This is a genomic window from Bradyrhizobium sp. LB8.2 (genome assembly GCF_040548035.1).
Taxonomy (GTDB): Bacteria; Pseudomonadota; Alphaproteobacteria; order Rhizobiales; family Xanthobacteraceae; genus Bradyrhizobium.
On record NZ_JBEPQV010000024.1, the window covers coordinates 57192 to 81795 of the forward strand.

Annotated in this window: 23 protein-coding genes, 1 tRNA gene and 1 pseudogene; 9 read left to right on the forward strand and 16 right to left on the reverse strand. The window is 63.9% G+C overall.

The genetic code is table 11. The features are described 5' to 3' along the window. Nucleotides 1-82: 82 nt before the first annotated feature. The 4 genes and pseudogenes from ABIB06_RS26025 to ABIB06_RS26040 all read right to left on the reverse strand — a co-directional run bounded on the left by ABIB06_RS26025 (nucleotide 83) and on the right by ABIB06_RS26040 (nucleotide 5596). Entirely contained in the window at nucleotides 83-1342 is a 1260-nt protein-coding gene (locus ABIB06_RS26025) for an arsenic transporter (protein WP_354052185.1), read from the reverse strand. A 25-nt stretch (nucleotides 1343-1367) separates the two neighbouring features. Beyond that, nucleotides 1368-2561 (reverse strand): annotated as a pseudogene (locus tag ABIB06_RS26030) (MFS transporter). A 79-nt stretch (nucleotides 2562-2640) separates the two neighbouring features. Beyond that, entirely contained in the window at nucleotides 2641-3081 is a 441-nt protein-coding gene (locus ABIB06_RS26035) for an EamA family transporter (protein WP_354052187.1), read from the reverse strand. A gap of 37 nt (nucleotides 3082-3118) precedes the next feature. Beyond that, complete coding sequence (locus ABIB06_RS26040) at nucleotides 3119-5596, reverse strand: PAS domain S-box protein (protein ID WP_354052189.1); 2478 nt, start codon at nucleotides 5594-5596, stop codon at nucleotides 3119-3121. Between the two features lie 214 nt (nucleotides 5597-5810). Here ABIB06_RS26040 and ABIB06_RS26045 point away from each other — a divergent pair, with 214 nt between their 5' ends. The 4 genes from ABIB06_RS26045 to ABIB06_RS26060 all read left to right on the forward strand — a co-directional run bounded on the left by ABIB06_RS26045 (nucleotide 5811) and on the right by ABIB06_RS26060 (nucleotide 10433). Then, nucleotides 5811-6935 (forward strand): zinc-binding metallopeptidase family protein, encoded by a 1125-nt coding sequence (locus ABIB06_RS26045; RefSeq protein WP_354052191.1) that lies wholly within the window; start codon nucleotides 5811-5813, stop codon nucleotides 6933-6935. Nucleotides 6936-7108: 173 nt separating this feature from the next. Continuing rightward, the gene (locus ABIB06_RS26050) at nucleotides 7109-9124 is read left to right on the forward strand and encodes an acetyl-CoA carboxylase biotin carboxylase subunit (RefSeq protein WP_354052193.1); all 2016 of its coding nucleotides are present in this window, start codon (nucleotides 7109-7111) and stop codon (nucleotides 9122-9124) included. Nucleotides 9125-9270: 146 nt separating this feature from the next. Then, a complete protein-coding gene (locus ABIB06_RS26055) occupies nucleotides 9271-10137 on the forward strand; it encodes an isocitrate lyase/PEP mutase family protein (protein WP_354052195.1) in 867 nt (288 codons plus the stop codon). Next, nucleotides 10134-10433: an acylphosphatase gene (locus ABIB06_RS26060; RefSeq protein ID WP_247340762.1), complete on the forward strand. Its 300-nt coding sequence runs from the start codon at nucleotides 10134-10136 to the stop codon at nucleotides 10431-10433. Before ABIB06_RS26055 ends, ABIB06_RS26060 begins: the two co-directional genes overlap by 4 nt. A gap of 45 nt (nucleotides 10434-10478) precedes the next feature. On the opposite strand, the gene ABIB06_RS26065 is transcribed toward ABIB06_RS26060, so the two are convergent. Together ABIB06_RS26065 and ABIB06_RS26070 are read right to left on the reverse strand one after the other, a co-directional pair. Continuing rightward, a complete protein-coding gene (locus ABIB06_RS26065; RefSeq protein ID WP_354052197.1) occupies nucleotides 10479-11999 on the reverse strand; it encodes a PAS domain-containing hybrid sensor histidine kinase/response regulator family protein in 1521 nt (506 codons plus the stop codon). 148 nt (nucleotides 12000-12147) lie between these two features. Continuing rightward, on the reverse strand, nucleotides 12148-13002 hold the full coding sequence (locus tag ABIB06_RS26070) for a LysR family transcriptional regulator (RefSeq protein ID WP_247445882.1): 855 nt from the start codon (nucleotides 13000-13002) through the stop codon (nucleotides 12148-12150). A gap of 112 nt (nucleotides 13003-13114) precedes the next feature. On the opposite strand from ABIB06_RS26070, the gene ABIB06_RS26075 reads away from it, so the two are divergent. Then, a complete protein-coding gene (locus ABIB06_RS26075; protein ID WP_354052199.1) occupies nucleotides 13115-13537 on the forward strand; it encodes a tautomerase family protein in 423 nt (140 codons plus the stop codon). Between the two features lie 43 nt (nucleotides 13538-13580). Here the strand turns inward: ABIB06_RS26075 and ABIB06_RS26080 are convergent, their stop codons facing one another. Both ABIB06_RS26080 and lipB read right to left on the reverse strand, forming a co-directional pair. Further along, the gene (locus ABIB06_RS26080) at nucleotides 13581-14294 is read right to left on the reverse strand and encodes a DNA helicase (RefSeq protein ID WP_354052201.1); all 714 of its coding nucleotides are present in this window, start codon (nucleotides 14292-14294) and stop codon (nucleotides 13581-13583) included. 198 nt (nucleotides 14295-14492) lie between these two features. After that, entirely contained in the window at nucleotides 14493-15239 is a 747-nt protein-coding gene (gene lipB / locus ABIB06_RS26085; RefSeq protein ID WP_354052203.1) for a lipoyl(octanoyl) transferase LipB, read from the reverse strand. A gap of 74 nt (nucleotides 15240-15313) precedes the next feature. Here lipB and ABIB06_RS26090 point away from each other — a divergent pair, with 74 nt between their 5' ends. Beyond that, nucleotides 15314-15556: a FliM/FliN family flagellar motor switch protein gene (locus ABIB06_RS26090; RefSeq protein ID WP_011088012.1), complete on the forward strand. Its 243-nt coding sequence runs from the start codon at nucleotides 15314-15316 to the stop codon at nucleotides 15554-15556. 165 nt (nucleotides 15557-15721) lie between these two features. Then, nucleotides 15722-15806: transfer RNA gene (locus ABIB06_RS26095), tRNA-Leu, on the forward strand. Nucleotides 15807-16156: 350 nt separating this feature from the next. Here ABIB06_RS26095 and ABIB06_RS26100 read toward each other — a convergent pair. Further along, nucleotides 16157-16723 (reverse strand): type II toxin-antitoxin system VapC family toxin, encoded by a 567-nt coding sequence (locus ABIB06_RS26100; protein ID WP_354052206.1) that lies wholly within the window; start codon nucleotides 16721-16723, stop codon nucleotides 16157-16159. Nucleotide 16724: 1 nt separating this feature from the next. Further along, entirely contained in the window at nucleotides 16725-17099 is a 375-nt protein-coding gene (locus tag ABIB06_RS26105) for a hypothetical protein (RefSeq protein ID WP_247445876.1), read from the reverse strand. Nucleotides 17100-17384: 285 nt separating this feature from the next. Here ABIB06_RS26105 and ABIB06_RS26110 point away from each other — a divergent pair, with 285 nt between their 5' ends. Beyond that, nucleotides 17385-17993, forward strand: a complete 609-nt coding sequence (locus ABIB06_RS26110) for a cysteine hydrolase family protein (protein ID WP_354052209.1) — start codon at nucleotides 17385-17387, stop codon at nucleotides 17991-17993. A 12-nt stretch (nucleotides 17994-18005) separates the two neighbouring features. Here the strand turns inward: ABIB06_RS26110 and ABIB06_RS26115 are convergent, their stop codons facing one another. From ABIB06_RS26115 to ABIB06_RS26135, 5 genes are all read right to left on the reverse strand, one after another. Beyond that, nucleotides 18006-19124: a DUF305 domain-containing protein gene (locus ABIB06_RS26115; RefSeq protein ID WP_354052211.1), complete on the reverse strand. Its 1119-nt coding sequence runs from the start codon at nucleotides 19122-19124 to the stop codon at nucleotides 18006-18008. Nucleotides 19125-19177: 53 nt separating this feature from the next. Beyond that, nucleotides 19178-19357, reverse strand: coding sequence for a CsbD family protein (locus ABIB06_RS26120; RefSeq protein WP_354069343.1), 180 nt, complete (start codon nucleotides 19355-19357; stop codon nucleotides 19178-19180). Nucleotides 19358-19515: 158 nt separating this feature from the next. Continuing rightward, on the reverse strand, nucleotides 19516-21120 hold the full coding sequence (locus ABIB06_RS26125) for an alpha-amylase family glycosyl hydrolase (RefSeq protein ID WP_354053085.1): 1605 nt from the start codon (nucleotides 21118-21120) through the stop codon (nucleotides 19516-19518). Between the two features lie 27 nt (nucleotides 21121-21147). After that, a complete protein-coding gene (locus ABIB06_RS26130; protein WP_354053084.1) occupies nucleotides 21148-21687 on the reverse strand; it encodes a hypothetical protein in 540 nt (179 codons plus the stop codon). A gap of 12 nt (nucleotides 21688-21699) precedes the next feature. Beyond that, nucleotides 21700-22875: a zinc-dependent alcohol dehydrogenase gene (locus ABIB06_RS26135; protein ID WP_247340739.1), complete on the reverse strand. Its 1176-nt coding sequence runs from the start codon at nucleotides 22873-22875 to the stop codon at nucleotides 21700-21702. 173 nt (nucleotides 22876-23048) lie between these two features. Between ABIB06_RS26135 and ABIB06_RS26140 the strand changes: the two genes are divergently transcribed. Continuing rightward, nucleotides 23049-23831, forward strand: coding sequence for an SDR family NAD(P)-dependent oxidoreductase (locus tag ABIB06_RS26140; protein WP_354053083.1), 783 nt, complete (start codon nucleotides 23049-23051; stop codon nucleotides 23829-23831). A 344-nt stretch (nucleotides 23832-24175) separates the two neighbouring features. Here the strand turns inward: ABIB06_RS26140 and ABIB06_RS26145 are convergent, their stop codons facing one another. Beyond that, a complete protein-coding gene (locus tag ABIB06_RS26145) occupies nucleotides 24176-24580 on the reverse strand; it encodes a response regulator (RefSeq protein WP_354053082.1) in 405 nt (134 codons plus the stop codon). Nucleotides 24581-24604 lie beyond the last annotated feature (24 nt).

The following is a 24604-nucleotide window of genomic DNA, read 5'->3' on the forward strand; positions in this document are numbered from 1 at the left end:
GATGATTTCATCGCGCTTCAGCCTTTTGCTTTAAGCATGATCTTGTCGGAAAACCGCTGCCCACTTTTCCAGATCATGCTCGTTACCTGATCGCGGCGGCCAAGGCCGCGATCAGGGCCGGCGGCGTCACCAGCATGCCGAGCTTGAGGAACGGCCAGGCGCCGACCTCGATCTTCTCACGCCTAAGTGCGACCAGCCAAAGGATCGTGGCGAGCGAACCGGTCACCGATAAATTAGGTCCCAGATCGACGCCGATCAGGATGGCGCTGACGACCGGCGCGGGCAAATGATCGCTGGCGGCGACCGAGCCTGCAACGAGGCCGACGGGAAGGTTGTTGGCGATGTTGTCGGCGATCGCGGTGGCAATGCCGACGCTCCATGCGGCCTTCGTCACGGATTGCCCGACAGCTTCATGCAGCAGTGCGCTGAGCTGCCCGATCACGCCGGTCTTGATCAGCGTTTCCACCATCACGAAGAGCCCGCCGACCAGCGGCAGCACGCTCCAGGAGACGCCGCGCAGCACGGGCAGCGGCGATTGCCGGCTGACCAGCAGCACGATCGCGGCTGTCACCACGCCGCAGACGAAGGTCGGCAGGCCCAGTTGCTTGTCCAGCGCCGATGCCGTGACCAGCACGACGCCGATCGCGACGATGCCGACGGCGGTCAATTTGCCGCCGCGGCCGAGCGTTGGATGCGGCACGTTGCGCGCTATGGTCTCTTCCTTCAGTGCGCGGTGCTGGGTGAGACGCAACACGACATAGGTCAGCAGGATCGAAGCCGCCGAGGGCAGGGCGAACAGGCGCAGCCACTCGGTCAGATGCGGCATGCGCGCGCCGAACACCACGAGATTGGCGGGGTTGGAGATCGGCAGGACAAAGCTCGCGGCGTTGGCGATGAAGGCGCAGACGAAGAGATAAGGCAGCGGCTTTGCGCCGGCCGCACGCGTCGCGGCGTAGACGGCCGGCGTCAGCACAATCGCGGTGGCGTCGTTGGAGAGCAGGACGGTGACGAACGTGCCGACGATGTAGATCAGCAGGAACAGCCGCTGCGGCGAGCCGTCGGAATGTTCCACCGCCAGCGCGGCGAGATAGTCGAACAGACCTTCAAGCCGCGCCAGCTCGGCGATCAGCATCATGCCGATCAGGAAGAGGTAGACGTCGACGCCTTTCCCGATTCCGGTCAGCGCGTCCTGCCAGGGCAATAAGCCGAGCAGCACCAGCGCGGCTGCGCCGATAACGGCCCAGATCGCCTCGGGCAGGCGCAAGGGGCGGATGATGACGCCTGCGGTCGCAAGCGCAATGATGCTCCAGGCCCAGATGGCGTCATGCGGCTCGGTCGGCACATTCAATCCTTGATGAGAGGTCGATTCATTCGGCAGCGATAACTGATGCCGGCGCCGCTGTCTTCCCCTGCGCCCGCGGGGCGCCATCGGCGAATTGCCGCGTCTCGGGCAAGGCGACAACGCAGATAATGGCACCGATCGCTGCAACAGCTCCGAGGATGAGGAACGCGGCGCTGTAGCCCGCGACGACGACGACGAGGCCGGCGAGCGTCGTCGACAGCGCCGCGCCAATGCTCTGGGCGGTGATGACCGCACCTTGCGCGATGTTGAAGCGGCCGGTGTTGCGCATGAGGTCGGCGACGATGACGGGAAAGATCGCACCAAAAATACCGGCGCCGACGCCGTCGAGAAGCTGCACGCCGACCAGCCAGAACGGATTGTCGGAGAGCGTATAGAGGGCTCCCCGAAGCGGCAGGATCAGGAGCGCGGCGAGGAAAAAGCGCTTGTGGCCCCAGCGGTCGGCCTTCGCCCCCACCAGCATCGCGAACGGCACCATCACCAATTGCGCCGCGACGATGCAGGCCGACATCAGGCTGGTGCCCATGTTCTCGTCTTGCAAGGCGAGCTTTTGTCCGACCAGCGGCAGCATCGCAGCGTTGGAGAGATGAAAGAGCAGGACGCAGATCCCGAAGATCAGCAGCGGACGACAGGTCAGGAGCACGCTGAGGCCGGAGGCATGTTCGGGCTGCTCGTTCGCGTCGGGGGCGTGCAGCCCGCGAGCGAGATCGTGGTTGATGGCGCGGGCGGGGATCGCAAGAATGCTGACGAGGCTCGCGCCGGCGTGATTGAATGTCTCGTTGCGGCCGATCCGCCGGGTGAAGGCGGCATGGCCGAAGATGCCGAGCGAGACGGCGGCGATCGCCGGCGGAAACACCACCGCGGCAGCCTGCGCGATGCTTTGCGAGATGGCGACCGGCAGGAAGTTGGGAACAACGGCAGCGACAGCGAGGCGACCGTCACCATGATGGTGGCGACGACCATCACCAGCCGCTTGGCTCGCGTTGCATCGACCAGTGCACCGGCCGGCGTCTGCGCCACGATGCCGGCGATCGTCGCAATCGACATGACAAGGCCGATGCGCTTCGTCCCAGTGCTGCTCGGTGAGGAGATAGACGGCGAGATACGGGCCGAGCCCGTCGCGGACGTCGGCGAGGAAGAAGTTCGCCGCATCCAGCGCGCGGCCGGCACGTCTTGCCTGATCGGGGATTTGGCTCGACATCGGTCTCTCGATCGAGGCTGAAATCAGCCCCGGCAGCAACCTTGTCGTGCCTGCCTGGTTCCGCGGATCGGACGGCTCCTCAAAACTTGACCGCCAGCAGCACCGCGCCGGCGCCGATCATGGCGATGCCGACCCAGCCTTGGGTCGTTGGACGCTCGCCGAGAAAGGCGAATGCGAACAGGGCAACCAGCACGACGCTGAGCTTGTCGATCGGCGCCACCAGCGTGGCGGGACCAAGCTTCAGCGCGCGAAAATAACACAGCCAGGACGCACCGGTCGCAAGCCCCGACAGCACCAGGAACAGCCAGGTTTTCGACGAGACTTCCGACGGCACGGCGAACTGCCCAGTGAAGAACAGCAGCACCGAGAAGGCGAGCAGCACCACGATGGTGCGGATGAATGTCGCGAGATCCGGATTGATGTTCTCGATGCCGACCTTGGCGAAGATCGCAGTCAGCGCCGCAAAGCAGGCGGAGAGCAGCGCCCAAATCTGCCAGGCGGAGAGGAGGGCGGGTTTCATCGGCTACACACTCCGCCTTCGCCGGGACGACGAGAGATCACCGCGTCACCGACAGCTTCTCCGAGATCGCCTTGCGCAGAATGCGCGATAGCGATTCCACCGAATACGGTTTCCGGATCAGCTCGAAACCGCGATGGGCGTTCTCGGCGAGCACGTTGCTGTAGCCAGAGGTGAGCACGACGGGCAGGCCCGGATAACGCTCCCGGATCATGCCGGCGAGCTCGACGCCGTTCATGCCGGGCATGATGACGTCGGAGAAGACGAGGTCGACGGCGAACTCGTTCTCGCCGAGGATGGCGAGCGCCCCATTGGCGTTGGCGGCGCGGCGGACGACATAGCCGAGGTCTTCCAGTAGCTCGGTGGAGAAGCGGCCGACCTCGTCATCGTCTTCCACCACAAGCACGCGATAACCGCGCCCGGTGGCCGCGGTCTCATTGGTCAGCGCCGCGGCTTCCTTGTCTGTCGCGGGGCTTTGCGCCTGCGGCAGATAGATGGTGAAGGTCGTGCCCTTGCCATGCGTGCTCGCGACGGCGATGTCGCCCTCGGACTGCTTTGCGAAGCCGAAGGCCTGGCTCAGGCCGAGGCCGGTGCCCTTGCCGACTTCCTTGGTGGTGAAGAACGGCTCGAAGATGGCCTCGATATTTTCCGGCGCGATGCCGCTGCCGGTGTCTGCGACCGAGATCGCGACATAGTCGCCGCCGCGCGCTGATTGGGCGCGCAGCTGAGGGATGCCCAGAACCTTGCGCACGGCAATGGTGAGGCGGCCCTCGCCGTCCATGGCGTCGCGGGCGTTGATGGCGAGGTTGATCAGCACGGTCTCGAATTGCGCGATGTCGGCGACTGTGAAGCAGTCGGCATCATGAACCTCCACCACGATCTCGATGCGGCCACCGACCAGCGGCCTGACCAGTTGCGCGACGCCCTCGACCTGGCTTCCGACGTTGAAGATCTGCGGTTTGAGCGGTTGCCGGCGCGCAAACGCCAGCAGCTGTGCGGTCAGCTTGGAGGCACGCTCGACGGTGTCGGAGATGGCGTCGACATAGCGGCGGCGGCGCTCCTCCGGCAGTTCGCGGCGGCGCAGGAAATCGGTGGCCGAGCGGATGATGGTGAGCAGATTGTTGAAGTCGTGCGCGACGCCGCCGGTGAGCTGGCCGATCGCCTCCATCTTCTGCGACTGCCGCAGCGCTTCCTCGCCGCGGCGGCGCTCTGTGATGTCGACAGCCTCGGGCACCGCGCCGGTGATGTTGCCGTGGCGGTCGAGCACCGGGCGCATGCCGAACTCGAAATCGCGCTCGCCGATGGGAAGGCGCAGGCGCATCTCCAGCCGCACAGCTTCGCCTTTGAGCACGGTATCGAAGGCCTCGCGCACAATCGCGCTCATGCCGTGGGTGCCGGTAAACCAGGGCGTCTCCCACAACGGCTTGCCGATCACGTCCGCGGAGCGGGCCTTGATGCCATCGAGGACGGTGTTGTTGGCATAGAGCAATTCGCCCTTGAGATTGACCAGCCCCTGATACTGGTTGCTGGTCTCCAGGATCGCGCGCAGTCGCGCCTCGTTGGATTCGAGCTCGGCGGTCCGCTCGGCGATGCGCTCTTCGAGAGTCTCGTTGAGCTGCCGCAGCTCGATCTCGGCTCGCTTGGCGGCGGTGATGTCGTGGGCGACGCCGATGAAGCCGATGTGCTTGCCGGTCGGGTCCCAGCGCGGTTGCGACTCCGAGCGCAGCCAGCGCCATTCACCCGATGAATCCTTGTAGCGCGCTTCCAGCACGAATGGTTTTAGCGAGGTTTCGCCCTGGACCGATTGCTGCAGCACGTGCGGCAGGTCGTCGGGATGCAGCACCTTGCGCCAGTCGAAGGCAATCGCCTGGTCGTAGGGCAGGCCGACGAAATCGACATAGGCCTGGTTGGCGAACGACCGTGTGCGGTCGAGTTTTGTGACCCAGATCGGCACCGGCGCGCTGTCGGCGATCAGCCGGAAGCGCTCCTCGCTCTCGCGCAGCGTCTCACGCGCGAGCGCCTGGGCGGTGACGTCGATATGGGCGCCTACGAGGCGGATCGCGCGACCGTCCCGGTCGCGCTCGAACTTGGCGACGACGCGGATCCAACGGGTCGCGCAGTCGCTGGGACGGATGATGCGGTATTCGGCGGTGTAGTCCTCGCTGGTGCCGGCCAGCGTATCGAGGAAGTGCTTCACCGCGGCGTCCCGGTCGTCGGGATGAATGCGATTGACCCATTCCTCGTGTGACTCGTCGGCGGCTTCCGCCGGCAGGCCGTGGAGCAGCAGATATTCCGGCGAACGGCGGTTCTTGAAGCCTTCGCGGAAGTCGACCTCGAGACCACCGACCTTGCCGATGCGCTGGATGCGCGCGAGTTCCGCTTCGCGCTCCTGGAGCGCACGATAGGCATTGTCGCGCTCGCGCGCGACATCTTCCAGGTGCTGGCGCAGCCTTTCGGCGGCAATGGTCTCGGGCAAAGGATCGTTCAAGGCGTTGGCCGTTGTGATGCGTGAGCGCACGTGCCGGACCGATATTCACACAGACGAAGCGTGATGGCCATTGCTCAAAAGGGAATATGAAAGGAAAGGCGCCACCGAATGCAGTGCAGCGGGTATGAATGCACGCCACGGCTGGCTATTTGTTCCGAACATTGGAACGATGAGCCTACGGGCGCGTATCCGCGAGGCGCCACAACTGTCATTCCCAAAACTCCCTTTCCGAAGAGGCTAAAGCTTGAAGCTCTTTGTCTGCCAGGCCTGCGACAACGTCCTCTATTTCGAGAACCGCGCCTGCGAACGCTGCGGCCATCGCGTCGCGTTTCTGCCGGAGAAGGAGACGATGTCGGCGATCGAACCCGACGGGGAGGCTCAAGGTGGGACTTCTCAAGGTGGGACTTCTCAAGGTGGGACTTGGAGTACGCTGGCCAACAAGGGCGAAAGCCGCATGCTGTGCAGCAATGCCGAGTACGATTCCTGTAACTGGCTGACGGATTCAGGTGATACCACCGGCTATTGCCGCACCTGCCGCCACAACGGTATCGTGCCGGACCTGTCGGATCAGGTGCAACTCGCAGGCTGGCGCGAGCTGGAGGTGGCGAAACACCGGCTGTTCTATTCCCTGATCCGCTGGAAGCTGCCGCTCCAGACCCGGCAGGACAATCCCGAGCACGGCCTGATCTTCAACTTCCTCGCCGACGATCCAAACAGCGGGGAGAAGATCCTGACCGGCCATGACAACGGCCTGATCACGATCGCGCTGACCGAGACTGACGACATCGAGCGCGAGCGGCGCAGGCTCGAGATGGGCGAGCCCTACCGGACGCTGCTTGGGCATTTCCGCCACGAGGTCGGGCACTATTTCTGGGACGTGCTGGTGCGCGACGGCGGCAAGCTCGACGAATGCCGCGCCGTGTTCGGCGACGATTCCGTCGATTACGGCCAGGCCTTGCAGCGCCACTATGCCGAGGGCGCCCCATCGGACTGGCAGCAGACCTACGTCTCGGCCTATGCGACCACGCATCCCTGGGAGGATTTCGCCGAGACCTGGGCGCACTATCTGCACATCGTCGACAGCCTGGAGATGGCTGGCGAGTTCGGTATGGAGGTGCGTCCCAAGGTCGATCGCGACGGGGAGTTGACGACGCGCATCCGTTTCAACCCCTATGAGGCGAGGGACGTCGAGGCGATCGTCAACGCATGGCTGCCCTTCACCTTCGCCATGAACAGCGTCAACCGCGCCATGGGCATGCGCGATCTCTATCCCTTCATCCTCTCGCCTCCGGTGGTCGCCAAACTCGGCTTCATCCACAGCCTGGTCCGGAACGTGGCCAAGGACAACGCCAAGGCCGGAAAGCCGTAGGCCGTCCGGGGCTTGCCAGGCCTGTTTCGGTCTGGCGCTGGTACGCCAGAGAGGCCGGATTTAGACCGTTGCCTCCGGCCGATTTTGATGTACCACGGGAGCCACACGGCCCATCCCGATAGGCTCCAACGGCCAGGGAAGGGTCCCGCCCAAGGTCGAGATTCAAGAAAAGCATGTTCAAACGCATTCTGATCGCCAATCGCGGCGAAATCGCCTGCCGGATCATCAAGACCGCTCGCCGCATGGGAATTCAGACGGTCGCGGTCTATTCCGAGGCCGACCGCGACGCCCTCCATGTCGAGATGGCCGACGAGGCCGTGCTGATCGGCCCGCCGGCTGCGGCCGAGAGCTATCTGGTGATCGAGAAGATCGTGGAGGCCTGCCGCAAGACGGGCGCCGAGGCCGTGCATCCCGGTTACGGCTTTCTGTCCGAGCGCGAGGCGTTTCCGCGCGCGCTGGAGGCGGCCGGCATCGTCTTCATCGGCCCCAACCCGGGCGCGATCGCGGCGATGGGCGACAAGATCGAATCCAAGAAGGCGGCCGCGAAGGCAAATGTCTCGACCGTGCCCGGCTATCTCGGCGTCATCGAGGACGACAAGCACGCGGTCAAGATCGCCGACGAGATCGGTTATCCCGTGATGATCAAGGCCTCCGCCGGCGGCGGCGGCAAGGGCATGCGCATCGCGCATTCGATCTCCGAGGTCGCAGAGGGTTACAACCTCGCCAAGGCCGAGGCCAAGGCCTCGTTCGGCGACGACCGCGTCTTCATCGAGAAGTTCATCGTCGACCCCCGCCACATCGAGATCCAGCTGCTGGGCGACAAGCACGGCAACGTGATTTATCTCGGCGAGCGCGAATGCTCGATCCAGCGCCGCAACCAGAAGGTCATCGAGGAAGCGCCGTCGCCGCTGCTCGACGAAGCCACCCGCCGCAAGATGGGCGAGCAGGCGGTCGCACTCGCCAAGGCCGTGAACTACGACTCTGCCGGCACCGTCGAATTCGTCGCGGGCCAGGACAAGAGCTTCTACTTCCTTGAGATGAACACACGCCTCCAGGTCGAGCATCCCGTCACCGAGCTCGTCACCGGCGTCGATCTCGTCGAGCAGATGCTCCGCGTCGCCGCCGGCGAGAAGCTCGCCATCACGCAGAAGGACGTCACGCTCACCGGCTGGGCCGTGGAGTCACGTCTCTACGCCGAAGACCCGTTCCGCAACTTCCTGCCCTCGATCGGGCGTCTGGTGAAATACCGTCCGCCGGCAGAAGTGAGCCAGGACGGCATCACCGTGCGCAACGACACCGGCGTGCAGGAGGGCGGCGAGATCTCGATTCACTACGATCCGATGATCGCCAAGCTCGTCACCCACGCGCCGTCGCGCGCGGCCGCGATCGAGGCGCAGGCTACCGCGCTGGATTCGTTCTATGTCGACGGTATCCGTCACAACATCCCGTTCCTGTCGGCGCTGATGCATCATCCGCGCTGGCGCGAGGGCCGGCTCTCGACCGGCTTCATCGCCGAGGAGTTCCCCAAGGGCTTTGCTGTGCGCATGCCGGAAGGCGAGGTCGCGCGTCGCATTGCCGCGGTCGGCGCCGCCATCGATCACGTGCTCGGCGAGCGCAAGCGGCAGATCTCGGGCCAGATGGGCGGCCGCATCGTGCAGCGCGAGCGTCGCCGTGCGGTCTGGCTCGACCGCCAGGAGATAATGCTGGAGGTCGCGCGCGAAGGCGAGGCGGTCGCGGTGCGCTTCGTCGATGCCGACGGCAAGGCCGGCAATTCACATCTGTTGCAGTCGCCGTGGAAGCCGGGCGATCCGGTCTGGCAGGGCACCATCGACGGCCACTTCGTCGCGGTGCAGGTGCGCCCGGTCGCGAACGGCATCCGCCTCGCGCATCAGGGCGTCGAGGTGCCGGTTTATGTCTGGACCGAAGCGGAAGCAGCCTCGGCGCGGCTGATGCCGGTGACCACGGCTGCCGACACCGGCAAGAAGCTGCTCTGTCCGATGCCTGGCCTCGTGGTCTCGATCGCGGTGACCGAAGGGCAGGAGGTCAAGGCCGGCGAGACGCTCGCGGTGGTCGAAGCCATGAAGATGCAGAACGTGCTCCGCGCCGAGCAGGACGGCACCGTGAAGAAGATCCACGCCAGCGCCGGCGCGACGCTCGCCGTGGACGCGCTGATTTTGGAATTTGCGTAGGGCTCCAGAGCACAACATTAGACCCTCACCCTGAGGAGCCGCGCTACGCGGCGTCTCGAAGGGCGAGGCCACCAGCCGGGCCTTCATCCTTCGAGACGCGCGTAAGAGCGCGCTCCTCAGGATGAGGAATTGAGAGTGAGGCAACCATGGCCTTTCGTTCCCGCCGCGAAAAACTGCGATCGATCCTGTCGGGCGGGACTTGCGTCCATCCCGGCTCGGTCTACGACGCCATCTCGATCCGCATCGCCGAGGATCTCGGTTTCCCGCTCGGCATGTTCGGCGGCTCGGTGGCTTCGCTCGCGGTGCTCGGCGACCCCGACATTACGCTGATCACGCTCACCGAGCTTGCCGAGCAGATGCGGCGGATGTCGCGCGCGGCAAATCTTCCGGTACTGGTCGATGCCGATCACGGCTATGGCAATGCGCTCAACGTGCGCCGCACGGTGCAGGAGCTGGAGACGGCGGGCGCCGCCGGCCTCACCATCGAGGACACGCTGCTGCCGGCCGGCTTCGGCGAGGCAAAGACCCAGCTGATCTCGCTGGAGGAGGGCGTCGGCAAGATGAAGGCCGCGCTTGACGGCCGCAGCGATCCTTCACTCGTCATCATGGGTCGCACGGGGGCAGCCTCGGTCAGCTCGATCGAGGATGCGATCCGCCGCGCCAGGGCCTATGAATCCACCGGCGTCGATGCGCTGTTTTTCACCGGCATCAAGTCGCGCGCCGAGCTCGAGGCGGTCGCGTCCGCCACGGACCTGCCGATCGTCCTCGGCGGTGCGCCGGACGAACTGAACGCGATCGATTATCTCAAGAGCCAGCGCGTGCGCATCGCGCTTCAGGGTCACGCGCCGATCGCAGCGGCGACCCAGGCGGTGTACGAGACGCAGAAGGCGCTGCGCGACGGCACCGCGCCGAAGAATCTCAAAGGCCTGCCAGCGTCGGACTTGACCAGCCGCGTCATGCGTGAAGCCGATGCGAAAGTGCGCAGCGCAGACTTTCTCGGACCGAAAAAGTGAGCCGGGCAATCCTCCAGGTCATGATCCGCGGCCGCGTGCAGGGCGTCGGTTATCGGGCCTGGGTCGAGTACCAGGCGACGGCGTGCGGTCTCGAAGGCTGGGTCCGCAATCGCCGCGACGGCAGCGTCGAGGCGCTGTTCGTGGGATCGCCAAAGCACGTCGCCGACATGGTCGCGCTGTGCCGCCACGGCCCGCCGTCCTCGCGCGTGGACAGCGTCACCAGCGAGACGGCCGATGTCGACGAGCTGAACCTGCGCCGGGCAGGTGAGGCGTTTTCGGTGTTGCCGACGGTGTAGGCCGGTACTCCCTCTTCCCGCACGCGGGAAGACGAAGAAGCAACCTCACCGCGGCAGCTTGGCGATCGCTTCGCTCAATTCGTGGATCTCGTAGGGCTTGCGCAGGATCGGGAAATCGCCGCGCACCCCGGCGGCGACGTCGCTGTAGCCGGTGGCAAGCAGGATCGGCAGGCCGGGACGGATCTGGCGAAGGTGATGGGCGAGGCTGAGCCCGTCCATCTTGCCGGGCATGACGATGTCCGAGAACACGAAATCGACGCCGTTCTTCTCGATCTCGCGAAGTGCGGATTCGGCGTCCGCAACCCGGTGCACCTGATAGCCGAGCTGCTCCAGAAGTCCGATGCTGACGGTGGCGACGTCCGGATTGTCCTCGACCAGCAGCACCGTGCCGCTGCCGTAGAACGCAGGTTCTCCCGCCGCCTCGCGCGATGGCGCTTCTTCTCCGCGCGGCAAGAGGATGGTGAAGGTCGTGCCCTTGCAGAGCGTGCTCGCGACGCGCACCGTGCCGCCGGCCTGATGGGCAAAGCCGTGCACCTGGGAGAGGCCGAGGCCGGTGCCCTTGCCGATCGGCTTGGTCGTGAAGAACGGCTCGAAGATCTTGTCGAGAACGTCGGAGGGAATGCCGAGCCCGGTATCGGTGACGTCGATCGCGACGAATTCGCCGGCGAGGGGCGCCTCGTCGAGAACCGCATTGCGCGCAGCGATCGTCACCGTGCCCCCGTCGGGCATCGCGTCGCGGGCATTGATGACGAGGTTGAGCAGCGCGGTCTCGAGCTCGGAGACGTCGGTCTTGATCGGCCAGACGTCGCCGCTGACGTCGAAGGCCAGGCGCACGGAGCTGCCGACGCCGGCATCGAGCACCTCGCGGATCGCCGTGATGCGGTCGACGAAGTCGATCGCCTGCGGATTGACGCTCTGCCGCCGTGCGAAGGTGAGGAGCTGGTTGGTCAGCGCCGCGCCGCGCTTGGTGGCAGTCTCGATGGCCGAGATCGCGCGCTGAATCTTGGCCTCGTCGTCGGCCCCTCGCTTCAGCATGTGGAGGCTGCCGCTGATGATCATCAGGAGGTTGTTGAAGTCGTGAGCGACCCCGCCGGTGAGCTGGCCGAGCGCATCGAACTTCTGGGACTCGGCGAGCTGCTTCTGCATGGCCTCGAGCTTGATCTGGGTATTGCGCCGCTCGGTGATGTCGCGCGTGATCTTGGCGAAGCCGACCAGGTCGCCGTCCTCGTAGATCGGATCGATCACGATGCTCGCCCAGAAGAAGGTGCCGTCCTTGCGGACGCGCCAGCCTTCCTCCTCGTAGCGGCCCTTTTCCCGTGCAGTGCCGAGGGCACGGGCGGGCTTGCCGTTGGCGCGGTCGCTCTCGGTGTAGAAACGGGAGAAGTGCTGGCCGAGGACCTCCCCGGGAGAATAGCCCTTGATGCGCTCGCCGCCGATGTTCCAGCTGGTGATGATCCCGGTGGGATCCAGCATGTAGAGGGCGTAGTCCGCAACTCCCTCAACCAACAGGCGGAAACTGCGTTCGCTCTCGAACAAGTCTCTCTGCTGATTTAACTTTTCGATCATTCCGGACCCCGACTCGACGGGAGCAAACGCCACAGATGGCGGATGGTTCCCCGAGCTTGGAACATTTTTAAGCAATATCGCGGGCCGGTATGCAGGACGCAAGCTGGCAGGCGCTCGCGGCGCACTCGAGGCGTAAAGCCGTGCGGCGTCAGACCGCTGCCGCACTCCGGAACGTCGCTGCCACCGCACGCAGCGCCGCCAGTTTCGCTGGATCGCTGACCTTCGAATGCAGCATTACCTTCGAACTGCCGAGTTTCGGCAGCTTGTAGCCGGATCCGACATCGACCAATCCGGGAGGCGCGATCCGCCGCGCCAGTGGTGCGATTGCAAGCCCGGCAAGGGCAGCTGCAACCACCGCCGTGACGCCGCCGCCGACAAAACGCTCACGCCAGGCGAGCCCGGCCTTGTCGAGCGCGCGCACCGCGATGGCGCGGACGCCGCAGGGCGGGGCGAGCGTTGCGAGCGGCAGCGCTTCGCCCTTGGGCAGGGTGAAGCGCCTTGACGCGAACCAACCGAATTCGTCCTCGGCCAGCTTTTCGCCGCCGCGGCGGCTGCCTTCCTGGCGGACGATCACCGCATCGAGCTCGCCCGCGTCATAGGCGTCCTGCATCTCGCGCGAGAAGCCAATGGTGACGGCGAGCGTAAGGTTTGAGGACATCGCATGCAGCCGCTCGAGCAGCGGCACCAGCTCCGGGCCTGCAGCATGATCGGAGATGCCGAGCGAGAGCGACTGCGCCACTGGGGCCTCGCCCGACAGCGCGCTGTCATGCGCCGCGATCAGCGCGCGGGCGCGATCGAGGAACGTCGCGCCGTCTGCCGTGAGCCGGACCGCGCGCGGCGAGCGCTCGACGAGGCGCTTTCCGAGCAATGTTTCCAGCCGTTGCAGCTTCAGGCTGACCGCCGCCTGTGTCGTGCCGAGCGCCTCTGCGGTGCGGGTAAAGCTCTGGAGGTCGGCGACCAGCAGGAAGGCCCGAACCGTGGCGATATCGAGTGTTGCTGTCATTATGATTAGTTATCACTGCTACCAACAGAAATAAGATACCAAAATGGCTGGGGAGGTCTATTTCTTTCATCAACGCCGCGCGGACCGCGCGACATCTCTGAGGAGAACGATCATGCCGCTGATCACCGTGTCCTACACCACCTCCCGCCAATCGCCCTCGCTGAACGCCGACATCGCAAGCGCCGTGTCCGAACTCACCGCAACAATCCTGCACAAGGATCCTGAGGTCACCGCCATCATCGTGAAATCGGTCGATGCGAGCGACTGGTTTGCGGGCGGCAAGTCGCTCGCGGAGCAAAAGCTTGCGAGCTACTGGATCGACATCCACGTCAGCGAAGGCACCAATACCAAGGACGAGAAGGCCGCCTATCTCGCCGCGATGTTCAAGCGCATGGCCGGGATTCTGGGGCCGCTGCATCCCGAGACGTACCTGCACGTCGACGAGGTCAAGGCCGACGCCTACGGCTTTGGCGGCCTGACCCAGGAGCGGCGCTACATCGCCGGCAAGCTCGATCTTTCGCCGAAGGCGGCGTGAGGCGGCAAGTCGCGGGTGCGCAATCTCACCCGCGGCCTGATCGTCAGCTCGCTATTCGAAACTGGACTTCGGAATTGTTCAGGAAACAGGTCTTGTCGAACAGCTTGACGTCCAGCGGGTTCGGCAGCCTGACATCGCTAAGGTCAGGGCAGGACTTGACCGAGGGATCATAGGAACGATCGATCTGCGAGATGAAGACGACGATCAATTCCTTGTCGCGCGCGAATGATTTCAACGCGCGCACCTGAACGGTGAGGTCGGGGTTTTCCCGCCGCTGGTCGAGCAGTTGCAGATAGTCGATCACCACGACTGTGCCGCGCGGTGCTGCGGCCATCTGCTTGACGATGTAATCGGCACTGATGGCATCGGAGCAATCGACCTCGAAGAGTTTTTCGAATTCCGCCGGGTCCACGCCGATCACCCGAAAGCGATCCTGAACGTCTTTCTCGGTGTATTCGAGCGAGAAGAACGCGGCGCGGTGGCCCGAGCGCATCGCTTCCACGGCAAGTTCGAGGCTCATCAGGGTCTTGCCCTGGCCGGGGCGCGCCCCGACCAGCACCAGATCGCCCGGTTGAAATTGCGGGAAAAGCCTGTTGGCCGGCGTCGCTGCGGCAGCTTTCGCCGCGAGCATGCTCCAGGCGGAAAATCCTTCCGTCGCGGCGATGCGGTCAAGCGCATCGTGCAACGGAATGCCTTCCTCGCGCGACATGCGCTTCGCTCGCCGCTTCAGATGATAGATCGGTGCAGACAGCTCCATCGTGAGAACCTCCCATTACGAGCATGATCGCAACCCCTCCTTATGCCTGGCGCTCGAACAGTCGGTCCGACGATCAATTCGCCCGGCATGGTCTCTACTTTCCCGGCGGAGGGGGGAGGCGTGGGCGACACCGGGGTCAAGCGTAGCCGATTCCGTGTCGGCGGAGAACGAGAGAGGCGGGGCGCTCTCCAGAAAACGTCAGACGACTTCCGGCAGCAGCGCCCGGGTCGACCCGAACAGCTCCTCAAAGGCCTGCCGGAGTGCGACGTCGATATCGGCCATCGTCACGAGCTGGCCGAGATCGACCAGCGAGGTAACGCCGTAGCGGGGATCGGCGACGCCGCAGGGCACGATGCCGGCGAAATGCTCCAGCTCCGGCTCGACATTGATGGCGATGCCGTGGAACGAGACCCAGCGCTTCAGCCGGACGCCGATCGCCGCGATCTTGTCCTCGTGCTCGGGTCCCTTGTCGGGCCGCTTCACCCAGACGCCGACCCGGTCCTCGCGCCGTTCGCCGCGGATATTGAAGGCGGCGAGGGTGCGCAGAATCAGCTCCTCCAGGCTCGCGACATAGGCCCGCACGTCCGGCCGGCGGCGCTTGAGGTCGAGCATGACATACGCCACCCGCTGGCCGGGCCCGTGATAGGTGAGCTGCCCGCCGCGCCCGGTGGCAAAGGTCGGGAATCGCGGATCGAGCAGGTCGGTGGCCTTGCCCGAGGTGCCGGAGGTGTAGAGCGGGGGATGTTCGAGTAGCCAGACCAGCTCCGGGGCGTCACCGGCCGCGATCGCGGCGACGCGCGCCTCCATTTCGGCCACGGCCTCCGGATAGGGCACGGGCGCGTCCGAAATCCGCCACTCCACGGGTTCGCCGTCTGCGGCGGAAAACGACGCCAAATCGAGGTCTTGACGTTGATCTTGGCGGGGGTTTTTGGGTGAATTAACCATTGGCTAACCATAACCGAGTGATGATCCCAGGCGCAAATGCCAAGTCCCAAGTCCCAAGTTGCGGTGGTGCTGAAGTGCCTACTCTCGACAAAGTCACCGTGGATCTCATGGTCGTCCTCGGGACGACCACCATGCCGATCCATCAAGTATTACGTCTTTCCCGCGGTGCCATCATCGAGCTGGACGCAACCGAGGCCGACGAGGTCAAGGTTTTGGCCAATAATCTGCCGGTCGCCTCCGGCGTCGTGCTGGTCGATCGCAACCGGATCGCGGTCGAGGTCAAGCAGATGCTGCCGCGCACGCCGGGCACGCGGTAGCGGGCCGGGCACGCGGTAAAGGGCTCTCCCGGGTCAAGTGACCGGAACTTCCTGCAAAGCTTGTGGAATTCAGGGCCTTTGGAGGCTTGTACCCCCCTGATGGATTTGTTAGATCGGCCGCGTTGATCCGGTTGGCCTTCAAGCCTCAAGCCGGCATCCCCAAAAGCGCTCGTGGCGGAATTGGTAGACGCGCTGCCTTGAGGTGGCAGTGAGTAAAATCGTGGGGGTTCGAGTCCCTCCGAGCGCACCAAAAATCATAAGCCATTGATATAAAAACTATTTTCGCGATTTCTACTCCCGCATTGTTACTCGCAATGTATCTATGCTCTGAACTTTTCCATCAGCGTCTCTCCGACGTGCTTCCAGCGTTCGCTTTTGTGGTGGTCAGCTCTGTTTGAGCCAAAATCTTGCGAAGGAAAACCACCATCTGCTTACGAAAGGACAGTAGCGTAGCCCATCGTAGAGATAGGTGGGTTCGTACTTTCATTCACCAAAGCCTGACTTGAACTCTAAGCGACGGCCTTTGGGATTCTGGCCTCAACCAGGGCTTGGAGGTCGGCAAGAGAAATGTCGTCAAATTTTTTTAAGCATCAATGGGGTTCATTTCGAACGATAGAATAGCACGCGTCCGGTTGGTATGAGCTGGAGTAGAATATCATAGTCGCCGACATTTGCAGTCAGGACAACGACGCCGAGCTTTTGTGCCTGCAGGAAGAGTACGCAGTCCTGAAGCGCGCGCAACTTGCTGTCCTTTTCATATCCCTGGAGGCGGCAGAGGATCCCTGATAACAGCGCGGCTCGTCCCAGCACCTCTATGTCCGGCGCAAAGATCCGGTGTGGCGGCATCGCTTTGATCTGCTTCCCGATCACATCGACGACAGATGCGGTTCGCACGTCGGACGGATTTAGTACGCCGACCGTGTGCATCAACTCCTGGATCGCGACAGTCGAATGGTTGACTTGTCGCTGCGCGATCAGGTCGTCCAGGACCTGAGGCGAACGATCTTGCATTTGATCGATATAGACGCAGGTATCGAGCAGTAGTCCCTGTCCGGCGATCAGGCTGGCGCTGACGAATGGAAGTTCATCGTCGCTGCGCCGTGCCAGCGTGTTTTCTGGATCGAACCGCGCCCAACGTCGCGCCGCGTCAAAGTCGAATTCCGCCACCTTAGAAACCGAGCTTCAACGTTGGATCGACCGTGCATCGAGACTCCTTGAACGCGCCTGCGAAATTGTCCTCAAGTGCAACCGTCGCCAACGCAAACTCGATCAAGTCCGTATCCGTCTCGATGCCCGTCTGGCGCTTGGCCTGCCTGACCAAGGCCGGACTCACCCGGCCACCGATACGGCTGCCTTTTTCGCTCAGAAGGCCAGATTGTTCCGCCGCCAGCATGACCGCTTCAAATCGTGCCTTGCTCACGACAAGCCCGCTGGTCGCAAGCTCACGCTTAAAGGTCTTTATCAGTACCGAGCTGCCCTTGGATGCAGCTCTCCTCCGTTTCGCCCGGAGCAGTGTGGGCTTGTTCGCTGATGCCTTTGCCATGGAATTTCGCCCGTATGTTAGACAAAAATGAGTTTTGTCTAACATAGCGCTTTGCTGCCCCACCTTCAAGGCGTCTAATAGAAGCGAGCCCCAATCAGGGAGGGCTCGGCGTTCTGCTTCGGTTTTTGTGCCGCCTTTCTTGGCAGGCCACTTCTTTTTGACAGCTGGATCGTCACAGTGTGGGCTAATGGGGAACGATGACCGTTGGGATCGCATTGCAGTCGGTGAGGTCGCCGGGCAAATGCCGGCTGCCGGCGCGTGGCTATGGTTCGACGGTGGAGGACGATGAGAGATAGCGCGTCGGAGGTTGCCGACATCAGCGATGCCGTTCATCTCTGCATCGACATGCAGAACATTTTCGCTCCGGGCGGCCTCTGGGCGACGCCCTGGATGGCGAGAGTTTTGCCGACGATCGCCTCGATCGTTTCGCGTCATCAGGCCAGAACGATCTTCACGCGGTTCATCACGCCGGAGGATCCGGAAGATCGTCCCGGACAATGGCAGAGCTATTTTCGTCATTGGCGCGAGGCGACCCGCAGGCATTTGCCGCCAGCCGGTCTCGAACTCGTGCCGGCTCTGAGCCGCTTCGTTCCGCCCGCTGCTGTCATCGACAAGCCGGCCTATTCCGCGTTCAGCAATCCCGGCCTCACCAGCTTGCTCATCGAGAAGAACGTCGGCACGGTCGTGATCACGGGCGCAGAGACCGACGTCTGCGTGCTCTCGACGGTCCTGAGCGCCGTCGATCTCGGCTTCAGGGTCGTCATCATCGAGGATGCGCTGTGCAGCTCCTCCGATGTCGGCCACGATGCGCTCATGACGATGTACCGCACCCGCTTTCACGGCCAGGTCGATCTGATGACCGCCGAGGAATTGGCGGAGTTCTGGCGGGAGTAGGGGGCGGTCCGCTCAATTGACGTTGTCGCCGAGCATGTTGCGGAAGGCCGTGGCGACGGCGGCGATGCCGCTGGCGCCGTGCATCAGTGCGATCTCGCCCTGCTGTTCGTGGCGGATGGCGTGGGCCATGACGCGCAGGCGCAGATCGCCGCCGCTATGCCACATCTGGTCGGCCATCCTGACCGCGCCGACGTGATGCTTGCTCATCGTCTCGACGAACACCGTGTCGAATTGGTCCGCCGGCGCGGTCTTGACCTGTCGCATCGCGGCCTGTGTCAGGAAGCCCGGCATCGCGGCACGTTCTTCCGTGTTGCAGTCGGGCATCTCGGTGTCGAACCAGCTCAGCCACCAGGTCTCGAAAATCCGGTTCTCGCCGGACTGGCTGGCGACCATCAGCATCGCCAGCTTGCGCAGATGCGGGTCCTGCGCGCGCTCCGCGCCGATGCGCGCCAGCTCGATGCCCTGGGCGTGATGCGCGGTCATATGACGGATGTAGGTCTGGTCCGCGTCCCTGTCGCGGCCCATCCACGGCGGCTCGTAACCATGGCTGCCGAACAACGCGACCACCCCGAGCAGCATCATCACGGCCAGCGCGCCGGTGGTCCAGGCACTGGTGAAGCGAACATCGCGCTCGGGTGCTGCGCCCCGCGTCCAGCGCAGCCGGGCGAACAGGGGGTACATCACGGCCGAGGAGCTATGGACGAGCAGGCCGATCCAGTAGGGCTGCTGCAGCGTGAACAGCGGCTGCCAGAACGGAAACAGCGGCACCAGCACGAACCATTCCATGCTTGAAGAGAACACGGCCCAGGGCAGCGCGAGCAGCAGGATCGTGAGCGGCCGCAGGTCGGCGGTCCAGCGCCCGAGCACGCCGAAGAAGACCAGCGCCCACGAAAAGTCCGCCCATTGGTGAAAGGCGATCCCGGCAAGGATCACGCTCCACGACGGCTCTGCGCTGACCGCCCAATCGCGCGCGGGAATGGAGGCGACCGTCATCCAGTCGATGGCGGCATCGCGCCCGATGCGCGCGGCGAAGAGCTGGCTGACGATGGTCGAGAAGGTGCTGCTGATCAGGCCAAGCTCGGCAGCGGCGATCCAGCGCGAACGGCGCCGTCTCTTGGCGGCTCGAGGCACGCTTCCGTCAGTGCGCCATGCTGCATTTGAAAGCGCCGGTCGCGGCTCTGCGTTCACGTCAGCTGCTTGAGCTTTTTCAGTGGATCGGGCTCGCCCGGCTTGTCCTGTTCGTCGCGGCCGCGCTGCGCTTGCGCCTTGCCGTCATCGTGGAGGTCCTGGTCCCCGATGATCTCGCCGATTGCCTGCCTTGTCTTGCCGCCGATGCGTTGTTCAAGATCCTTCGTCTTGCCCATGAGCTGCCTCCAATAGATCTGCCTCCAAGCTCACGCCGCTATCCCGGCGCTTGAAAAGGGGTGAGCGCCGGGGCCGCGGTTTTGTCTAATCAGTCTCCGGCAGGGGGACGCCGGAAGCGTTGAAGAGACTCTCTGAGGCGCGGATGGTTCCTCGGCCGTCATCTTGCCTCGCGTGCGACGATCACGCCTTCATTGCCGCGGAGCAGGATGGAAGCGTCCGGCAACGGCTCGGACGGCCGGTCCAGATGCGTCGACATCAGCAGACGGCCGCAACCTTGCCAGTGCCATTTCCGCGGCTCGGCGGCGATGTTGAGCGCGACCAGAATGTCGCTGCCGCCAACCGTCCGGCGGTAGGCAAGAACGTCGTTCTGTGAGCGTAGTGGCTCGTAATCGCCGTGGCGCAGGCAGGTATGCTCGCGCCGTAGCGTCATCAGTGCGCGAAACAGTGCCAGGATCGAACGCGGGTCGCGCTGCTGCGTGGCCACGTTGGCCGCGCCGTCGGGCGGCTCCAGCGGCAGCCATGGATCGCCGGTTGTAAAGCCGCCGTTGGTGCTGTCGTCCCAACGTATCGGAGCGCGTTCGGGATCGCGGCAAAGGCCATACCCCGGCACGAGCTTCTCGAAGGGATCGCGGACGCAGTCGGGCGGAACGGGAACGCGCTTGCGGCCGATCTCGTCGCCCATGAAGAAGAACGGCGTTCCCCGCAGCGTCATCAGCAGCATCGCCAGGACCCGCATTTGCGCGTCGCCGATTTTGCTCGCGATCCGTTGCTTGTCGTGACCACCGATCACCCAGACCGGCCATGCATGATCCGGGATGGCGTTGAAATACGCGTCGATCGCCGCTTGCAGCGACAACGCATCCCAGGGTGCGTCGAGCAGTGCGAAATTGAGCGGCAGATGCAGGCGCGGCCGATCGTTGCTGTAGAAGTGACCGATGCGGTCGGTCTTGCCCTGGACTTCGCCGCACAACATTCGCCCCGGATAACCGTCGATCACCTCGCGGATGAATTCGATGCAACCCATCGTCTCCGGCCGGTCGTCCGTGAACACGGGCGTCTGGCGCTGCGGCGGCGGCTTGCCCTTCGCTTGCGGGTTCTGCGGATTGTCGCGCAGGAGCTCGTCCTTGATCAGGACCGCGCTGGCGTCGACGCGAAAGCCGTCCACGCCGCGATCGAGCCAGAAGCGCATGACATCGGCGATCGCGGCGCGCAGCTGCGGGTTGCGCCAGTTCAGGTCGGGCTGCTCGACCAGGAAGGAATGATAATAATATTGCCGCCGCGCCTCGCACCATTCCCAGCCGCTGCCGCCGAAGCGGCTCAGCCAGTTGTTGGGCGGACCGCCCTTCTCGGCCGTGTCGGCCCAGATGTACCAATCGGCCTTCGCACTGTTTCGTGAGCTGCTGCTCTCGACAAACCATGCGTGATCGTTCGCAGTGTGATTGGGCACGAGATCGAGGATCAGGCGGATATCGGCCGCGTGCAGGGCCTTGAGCAGGCGGTCGAACACCTCGAGGCCGCCGAAGGCAGGGTCGATGGAGCAGTAGTCGGAGATGTCGTAGCCGAGGTCGCGGAAGGGGCTCTTGTAGATCGGCGTCAGCCAAACCGCGTCGACGCCGAGCCATTTCAGATAATCGATGCGCGATATCAGGCCGGCGAGATCGCCCTTGCCGTCGCCGTCCGAGTCCTGGAACGAGATCAGTGCGATTTCGTAGATGACGGCGGATTCCCACCACGGGCCTTCGTCACGGGACTCGTCGCTCATTGCCCTGTATCACCTTGGCGTGCTTCCTCAGGTCCGTCCCGCGGCGTGCGCTGCGATCTGCTTTGCAGCGGTTCTGACGCTCTCGATGCCTTTGGGAAAGCCGCTGCGGTTCGGATACAGCTTGCGCCGTGCATCGCGCGTTGGCCGCCGCGGCCTGGTGTCCTGAGCGGCGCGATAGTCGAGCATCGCGATGCCGCCGACCATCAGCAGTGCCAGCACGATATTGCCCTTTTTGGGATTGTCCGGGGTCAGCCCCGAGAGCAGCGCGGCGGCATCGAGGCCGTCGCCGCCGACGCGGGCCCACAGGCCGGCGTTCTTTTCGACCGAGAGCGACGTGATTCCCGCCATGATCTCACGCACACCGAAGGCGCGGACCAGCGTCTCATGGCCTTCCATGCCCAGCGTTTCCGTGACCCGCCTCGGCGCGAACAATTCCACGACCCCGAGACCGATGCTGAACCAGCCCAGCGCACGGGCAAGCTGGTCTTCGGGCCGCTTCAGGCTCGGCCCGCCCGCGACGAGTTTCGGGTCGCCCTTGGTACGCACGATGTTGGAGAAATGAAACATTGATCTAGCTCCTCAGGGCCTCAGCACGACCTTGATGCAGGAGTCCCGCTTGTCGCGAAACACCTGGTACATCTCGGGGCCTTGGCTGAGCGGCACGGTGTGGGTGATGACGAAGGACGGATCGATCTGGCCTTCCTCGATGCGGTGGAGCAGGTCGTCGGTCCAGCGGTTGACGTGGGTCTGGCCGGTGCGCATCGTCAGGCCCTTGTTCATGAAGGCGCCCATCGGAAGCATGTCGGAGAATCCGCTGTACACGCCCGGCACCGAAATGATGCCGCCGGGCCGGCAGACATAGATCATCTCGCGCAGCACATGCGGCCGGTCGCTCTCCACCATCACCATCTGCTTGGCGCGGTCGAGCAGCGTGTCGGGCAGCGAGGCCATCACGTGTGACTCCATCCCGACGCAATCGATGCATTTTTCGGGGCCTCTGCCGTCGGTGAGCTCCTTGAGCCGCTCCAGAACGCTCTCGCTCTCGAAGTCGATGGTGGTGGCGCCGCCGGCTTCGGCCATGCTGAGCCGTTCGGGAAGGCAGTCGATCGCGATTACCTGATTGGCGCCGAGCAGGACGGCGCTGCGGATCGCCATCTGCCCCACGGGACCGCAGCCCCAGATCGCGACCGTATCGGTCGGCTCGATGTCGCATTGCACCGCAGCCTGCCAGCCGGTCGGGAAGATGTCGCTGAGAAACAGCAATTGTTCGTCGGGAATGCTGGCGGGCACCTTAATGTGGGTGGCGTCGGCAAACGGCACGCGCAGATATTCGGCCTGGCCCCCGGGGTAGCCGCCGGTCAGATGCGTATAGCCGAACAGGCCGGCGCAGGAATGACCGAACGCTTTTTCGGCGAGGTGACGCTTGCGGTTGGTGGTCTCGCAGACCGAGAAATTACCGCGCTTGCACTGGTCGCATTCGCCGCAAATGATCGTGAAGGGGACGACGATGCGGTCGCCCTTCTTCAGCTTGCCGTCGACGCCCGAGCCGACTTCCACCACTTCGCCCATGGTCTCGTGGCCCATGATGTCCCCGGGCAGCATGCCGGGAATGTAGTTGTGAAAGAGGTGCAGGTCTGAGCCGCAGATGGCGCAGCTCGTGACTTTAATGATGGCATCGCGCGGGTCCTGAATCTCGGGATCGGTGACGGTGTCGCAGCGGATGTCTTCCTTGCCGTGCCAAACCAGCGCCTTCATCTCTGTCCTCCCGCGAGCTACGAGGCATCCAAGTCGAACAACGAACGATGGTTGCTATTGCACTTGGAAAATCGTCGCACCGCACATGCTTTGACTAGAGGTTTGGCTTGGATAGGAACGAGAGGCGGTCGCAGCCATTGGAGCGTCATCAACGCCATCGCAAGGATACGCTCATGTCCGCCAAGCAGTTCGCCGTCGTCACCGGCGCCTCCACCGGTATTGGCCTGGAACTCGCCAGATGCTGTGCCCAAGCCGGTTTCAACCTTGTCATCGCGGCGGACGAGCCCGAGATCGAGAGAGTGGCCGTCGATCTCCGCAAGCTCGGCGTCAGCGTCGAGGCGGTCGAGGCCGATCTCGCCACCACTGAAGGTGTCGACAAGCTCTGCGCCGCGGTCGGCGACCGGCCGATCGGCGCGCTGCTGGCCAATGCCGGTGTCGGCCTTGGCAAGGCGTTCCTCGATCAGGATTTTGCCAGGGTCAAACACCTCGTCGACACCAACATCACCGGCACGCTGTATCTGATCCATCGGGCCGGCAACGAGATGCTTCGCCGCAACTCGGGGCGCATCCTGATCACGGGCTCGATCGCCGGATTCACGCCGGGCAGTTTTCAGGCGGTCTACAACGCCAGCAAGGCCTTCTTCGATTCATTCTCATTTGCACTGCGCGAGGAGCTTCGCGACAGCGGCGTCACCGTCACCTGCCTGATGCCGGGTGCCACGGAAACGGAGTTCTTCCACCGCGCCGACATGATGGACACCAAGGTCGGCACCGAGAAGAAGGACGACGCGGCGGAGGTCGCGAAGGCCGGCTTCGACGCCATGTTGGCCGGCGAGTCCGACATCGTGACCGGACTGAAGAACAAGATCCAGACCACGGTCGCCAACGTCACACCGAATGAGATGTTGGCCAAGCAGCATCGCAAGATGGCCGAGCCGGGCACGGCGAAGTCGTAGAACGATACGGTCGCAATCTGCGCTGAGCGGCGCGGCCAATCCCGCGGACCGACAAAGAAGAACGCCGATTCACATAGCCTAATGCGCAAAGCTCCTCGAGCCGTCAGACTGGTTCGGCTGGAAAGAGGGGCTGTGGTGGCGATGGATCGCGTCGAACAGGCTTTTGTCGCGACGGCAATCACGGGTTTCCTCGTGATGTTGGGCGCAATCGTCTGGATGATGATGGGCTGACGGCGGGAAGGGGTCATGTCTTGCGCGTCATGCTGCCTTATGCTGCGGTCTTTCTGTGCCTGGCGGTGAGCGGCTGGCTCGCTTTAGCGCATCTGTTCTGATCGCCGTTCGGCTCAACCGTGCGGATCGGCGATGAGCGCGGCCAGCCTCTGTGCCATCGCCGGCAGATCAATCGGTTTTTCCAGGATCGGCACGTCGTGGAATTCCGGACTAATGGCGACCTTGTCGTATCCGGTCGTGAAGACGAAGGGTACGTTCCTTGCTTTCAGTTCACGGGCCACCGGAAAGATCATCTCACTGCGGATGTTCACGTCGAGCACGGCGGCATCGAGGATGCTGCCGTCGTGCAGGATCCTGAGTGCGTCGTCGAGATCACCCACCGGGCCCGCGACATCTGCGCCGAGCGCGCGACATGCCCTGCCAATGTCATCGGCGAGAAAATATTCGTCCTCGACAACGAAAATCCGCCGCCCGCTGAGCGGCGACAGCGGATGTGACCACGTGGGCGAGATCGTCATGGTGCCTCCCATGCTTTCCTTTCC

Coding starts and splice junctions, on each gene's coding strand:
- lipB (WP_354052203.1), bottom strand. CDS start 15,239: ATGGTTAATTCACCCAAAAACCCCCGCCAAGATCAACGTCAAGACCTC.
- ABIB06_RS26125 (WP_354053085.1), bottom strand. CDS start 21,120: ATGAGCGACGAGTCCCGTGACGAAGGCCCGTGGTGGGAATCCGCCGTC.
- ABIB06_RS26055 (WP_354052195.1), top strand. CDS start 9,271: ATGGCCTTTCGTTCCCGCCGCGAAAAACTGCGATCGATCCTGTCGGGC.
- ABIB06_RS26145 (WP_354053082.1), bottom strand. CDS start 24,580: ATGACGATCTCGCCCACGTGGTCACATCCGCTGTCGCCGCTCAGCGGG.
- ABIB06_RS26035 (WP_354052187.1), bottom strand. CDS start 3,081: ATGAAACCCGCCCTCCTCTCCGCCTGGCAGATTTGGGCGCTGCTCTCC.
- ABIB06_RS26075 (WP_354052199.1), top strand. CDS start 13,115: ATGCCGCTGATCACCGTGTCCTACACCACCTCCCGCCAATCGCCCTCG.
- ABIB06_RS26110 (WP_354052209.1), top strand. CDS start 17,385: ATGAGAGATAGCGCGTCGGAGGTTGCCGACATCAGCGATGCCGTTCAT.
- ABIB06_RS26105 (WP_247445876.1), bottom strand. CDS start 17,099: ATGGCAAAGGCATCAGCGAACAAGCCCACACTGCTCCGGGCGAAACGG.
- ABIB06_RS26065 (WP_354052197.1), bottom strand. CDS start 11,999: ATGATCGAAAAGTTAAATCAGCAGAGAGACTTGTTCGAGAGCGAACGC.
- ABIB06_RS26070 (WP_247445882.1), bottom strand. CDS start 13,002: ATGACAGCAACACTCGATATCGCCACGGTTCGGGCCTTCCTGCTGGTC.
- ABIB06_RS26120 (WP_354069343.1), bottom strand. CDS start 19,357: ATGGGCAAGACGAAGGATCTTGAACAACGCATCGGCGGCAAGACAAGG.
- ABIB06_RS26135 (WP_247340739.1), bottom strand. CDS start 22,875: ATGAAGGCGCTGGTTTGGCACGGCAAGGAAGACATCCGCTGCGACACC.
- ABIB06_RS26050 (WP_354052193.1), top strand. CDS start 7,109: ATGTTCAAACGCATTCTGATCGCCAATCGCGGCGAAATCGCCTGCCGG.
- ABIB06_RS26140 (WP_354053083.1), top strand. CDS start 23,049: ATGTCCGCCAAGCAGTTCGCCGTCGTCACCGGCGCCTCCACCGGTATT.
- ABIB06_RS26080 (WP_354052201.1), bottom strand. CDS start 14,294: ATGGAGCTGTCTGCACCGATCTATCATCTGAAGCGGCGAGCGAAGCGC.
- ABIB06_RS26130 (WP_354053084.1), bottom strand. CDS start 21,687: ATGTTTCATTTCTCCAACATCGTGCGTACCAAGGGCGACCCGAAACTC.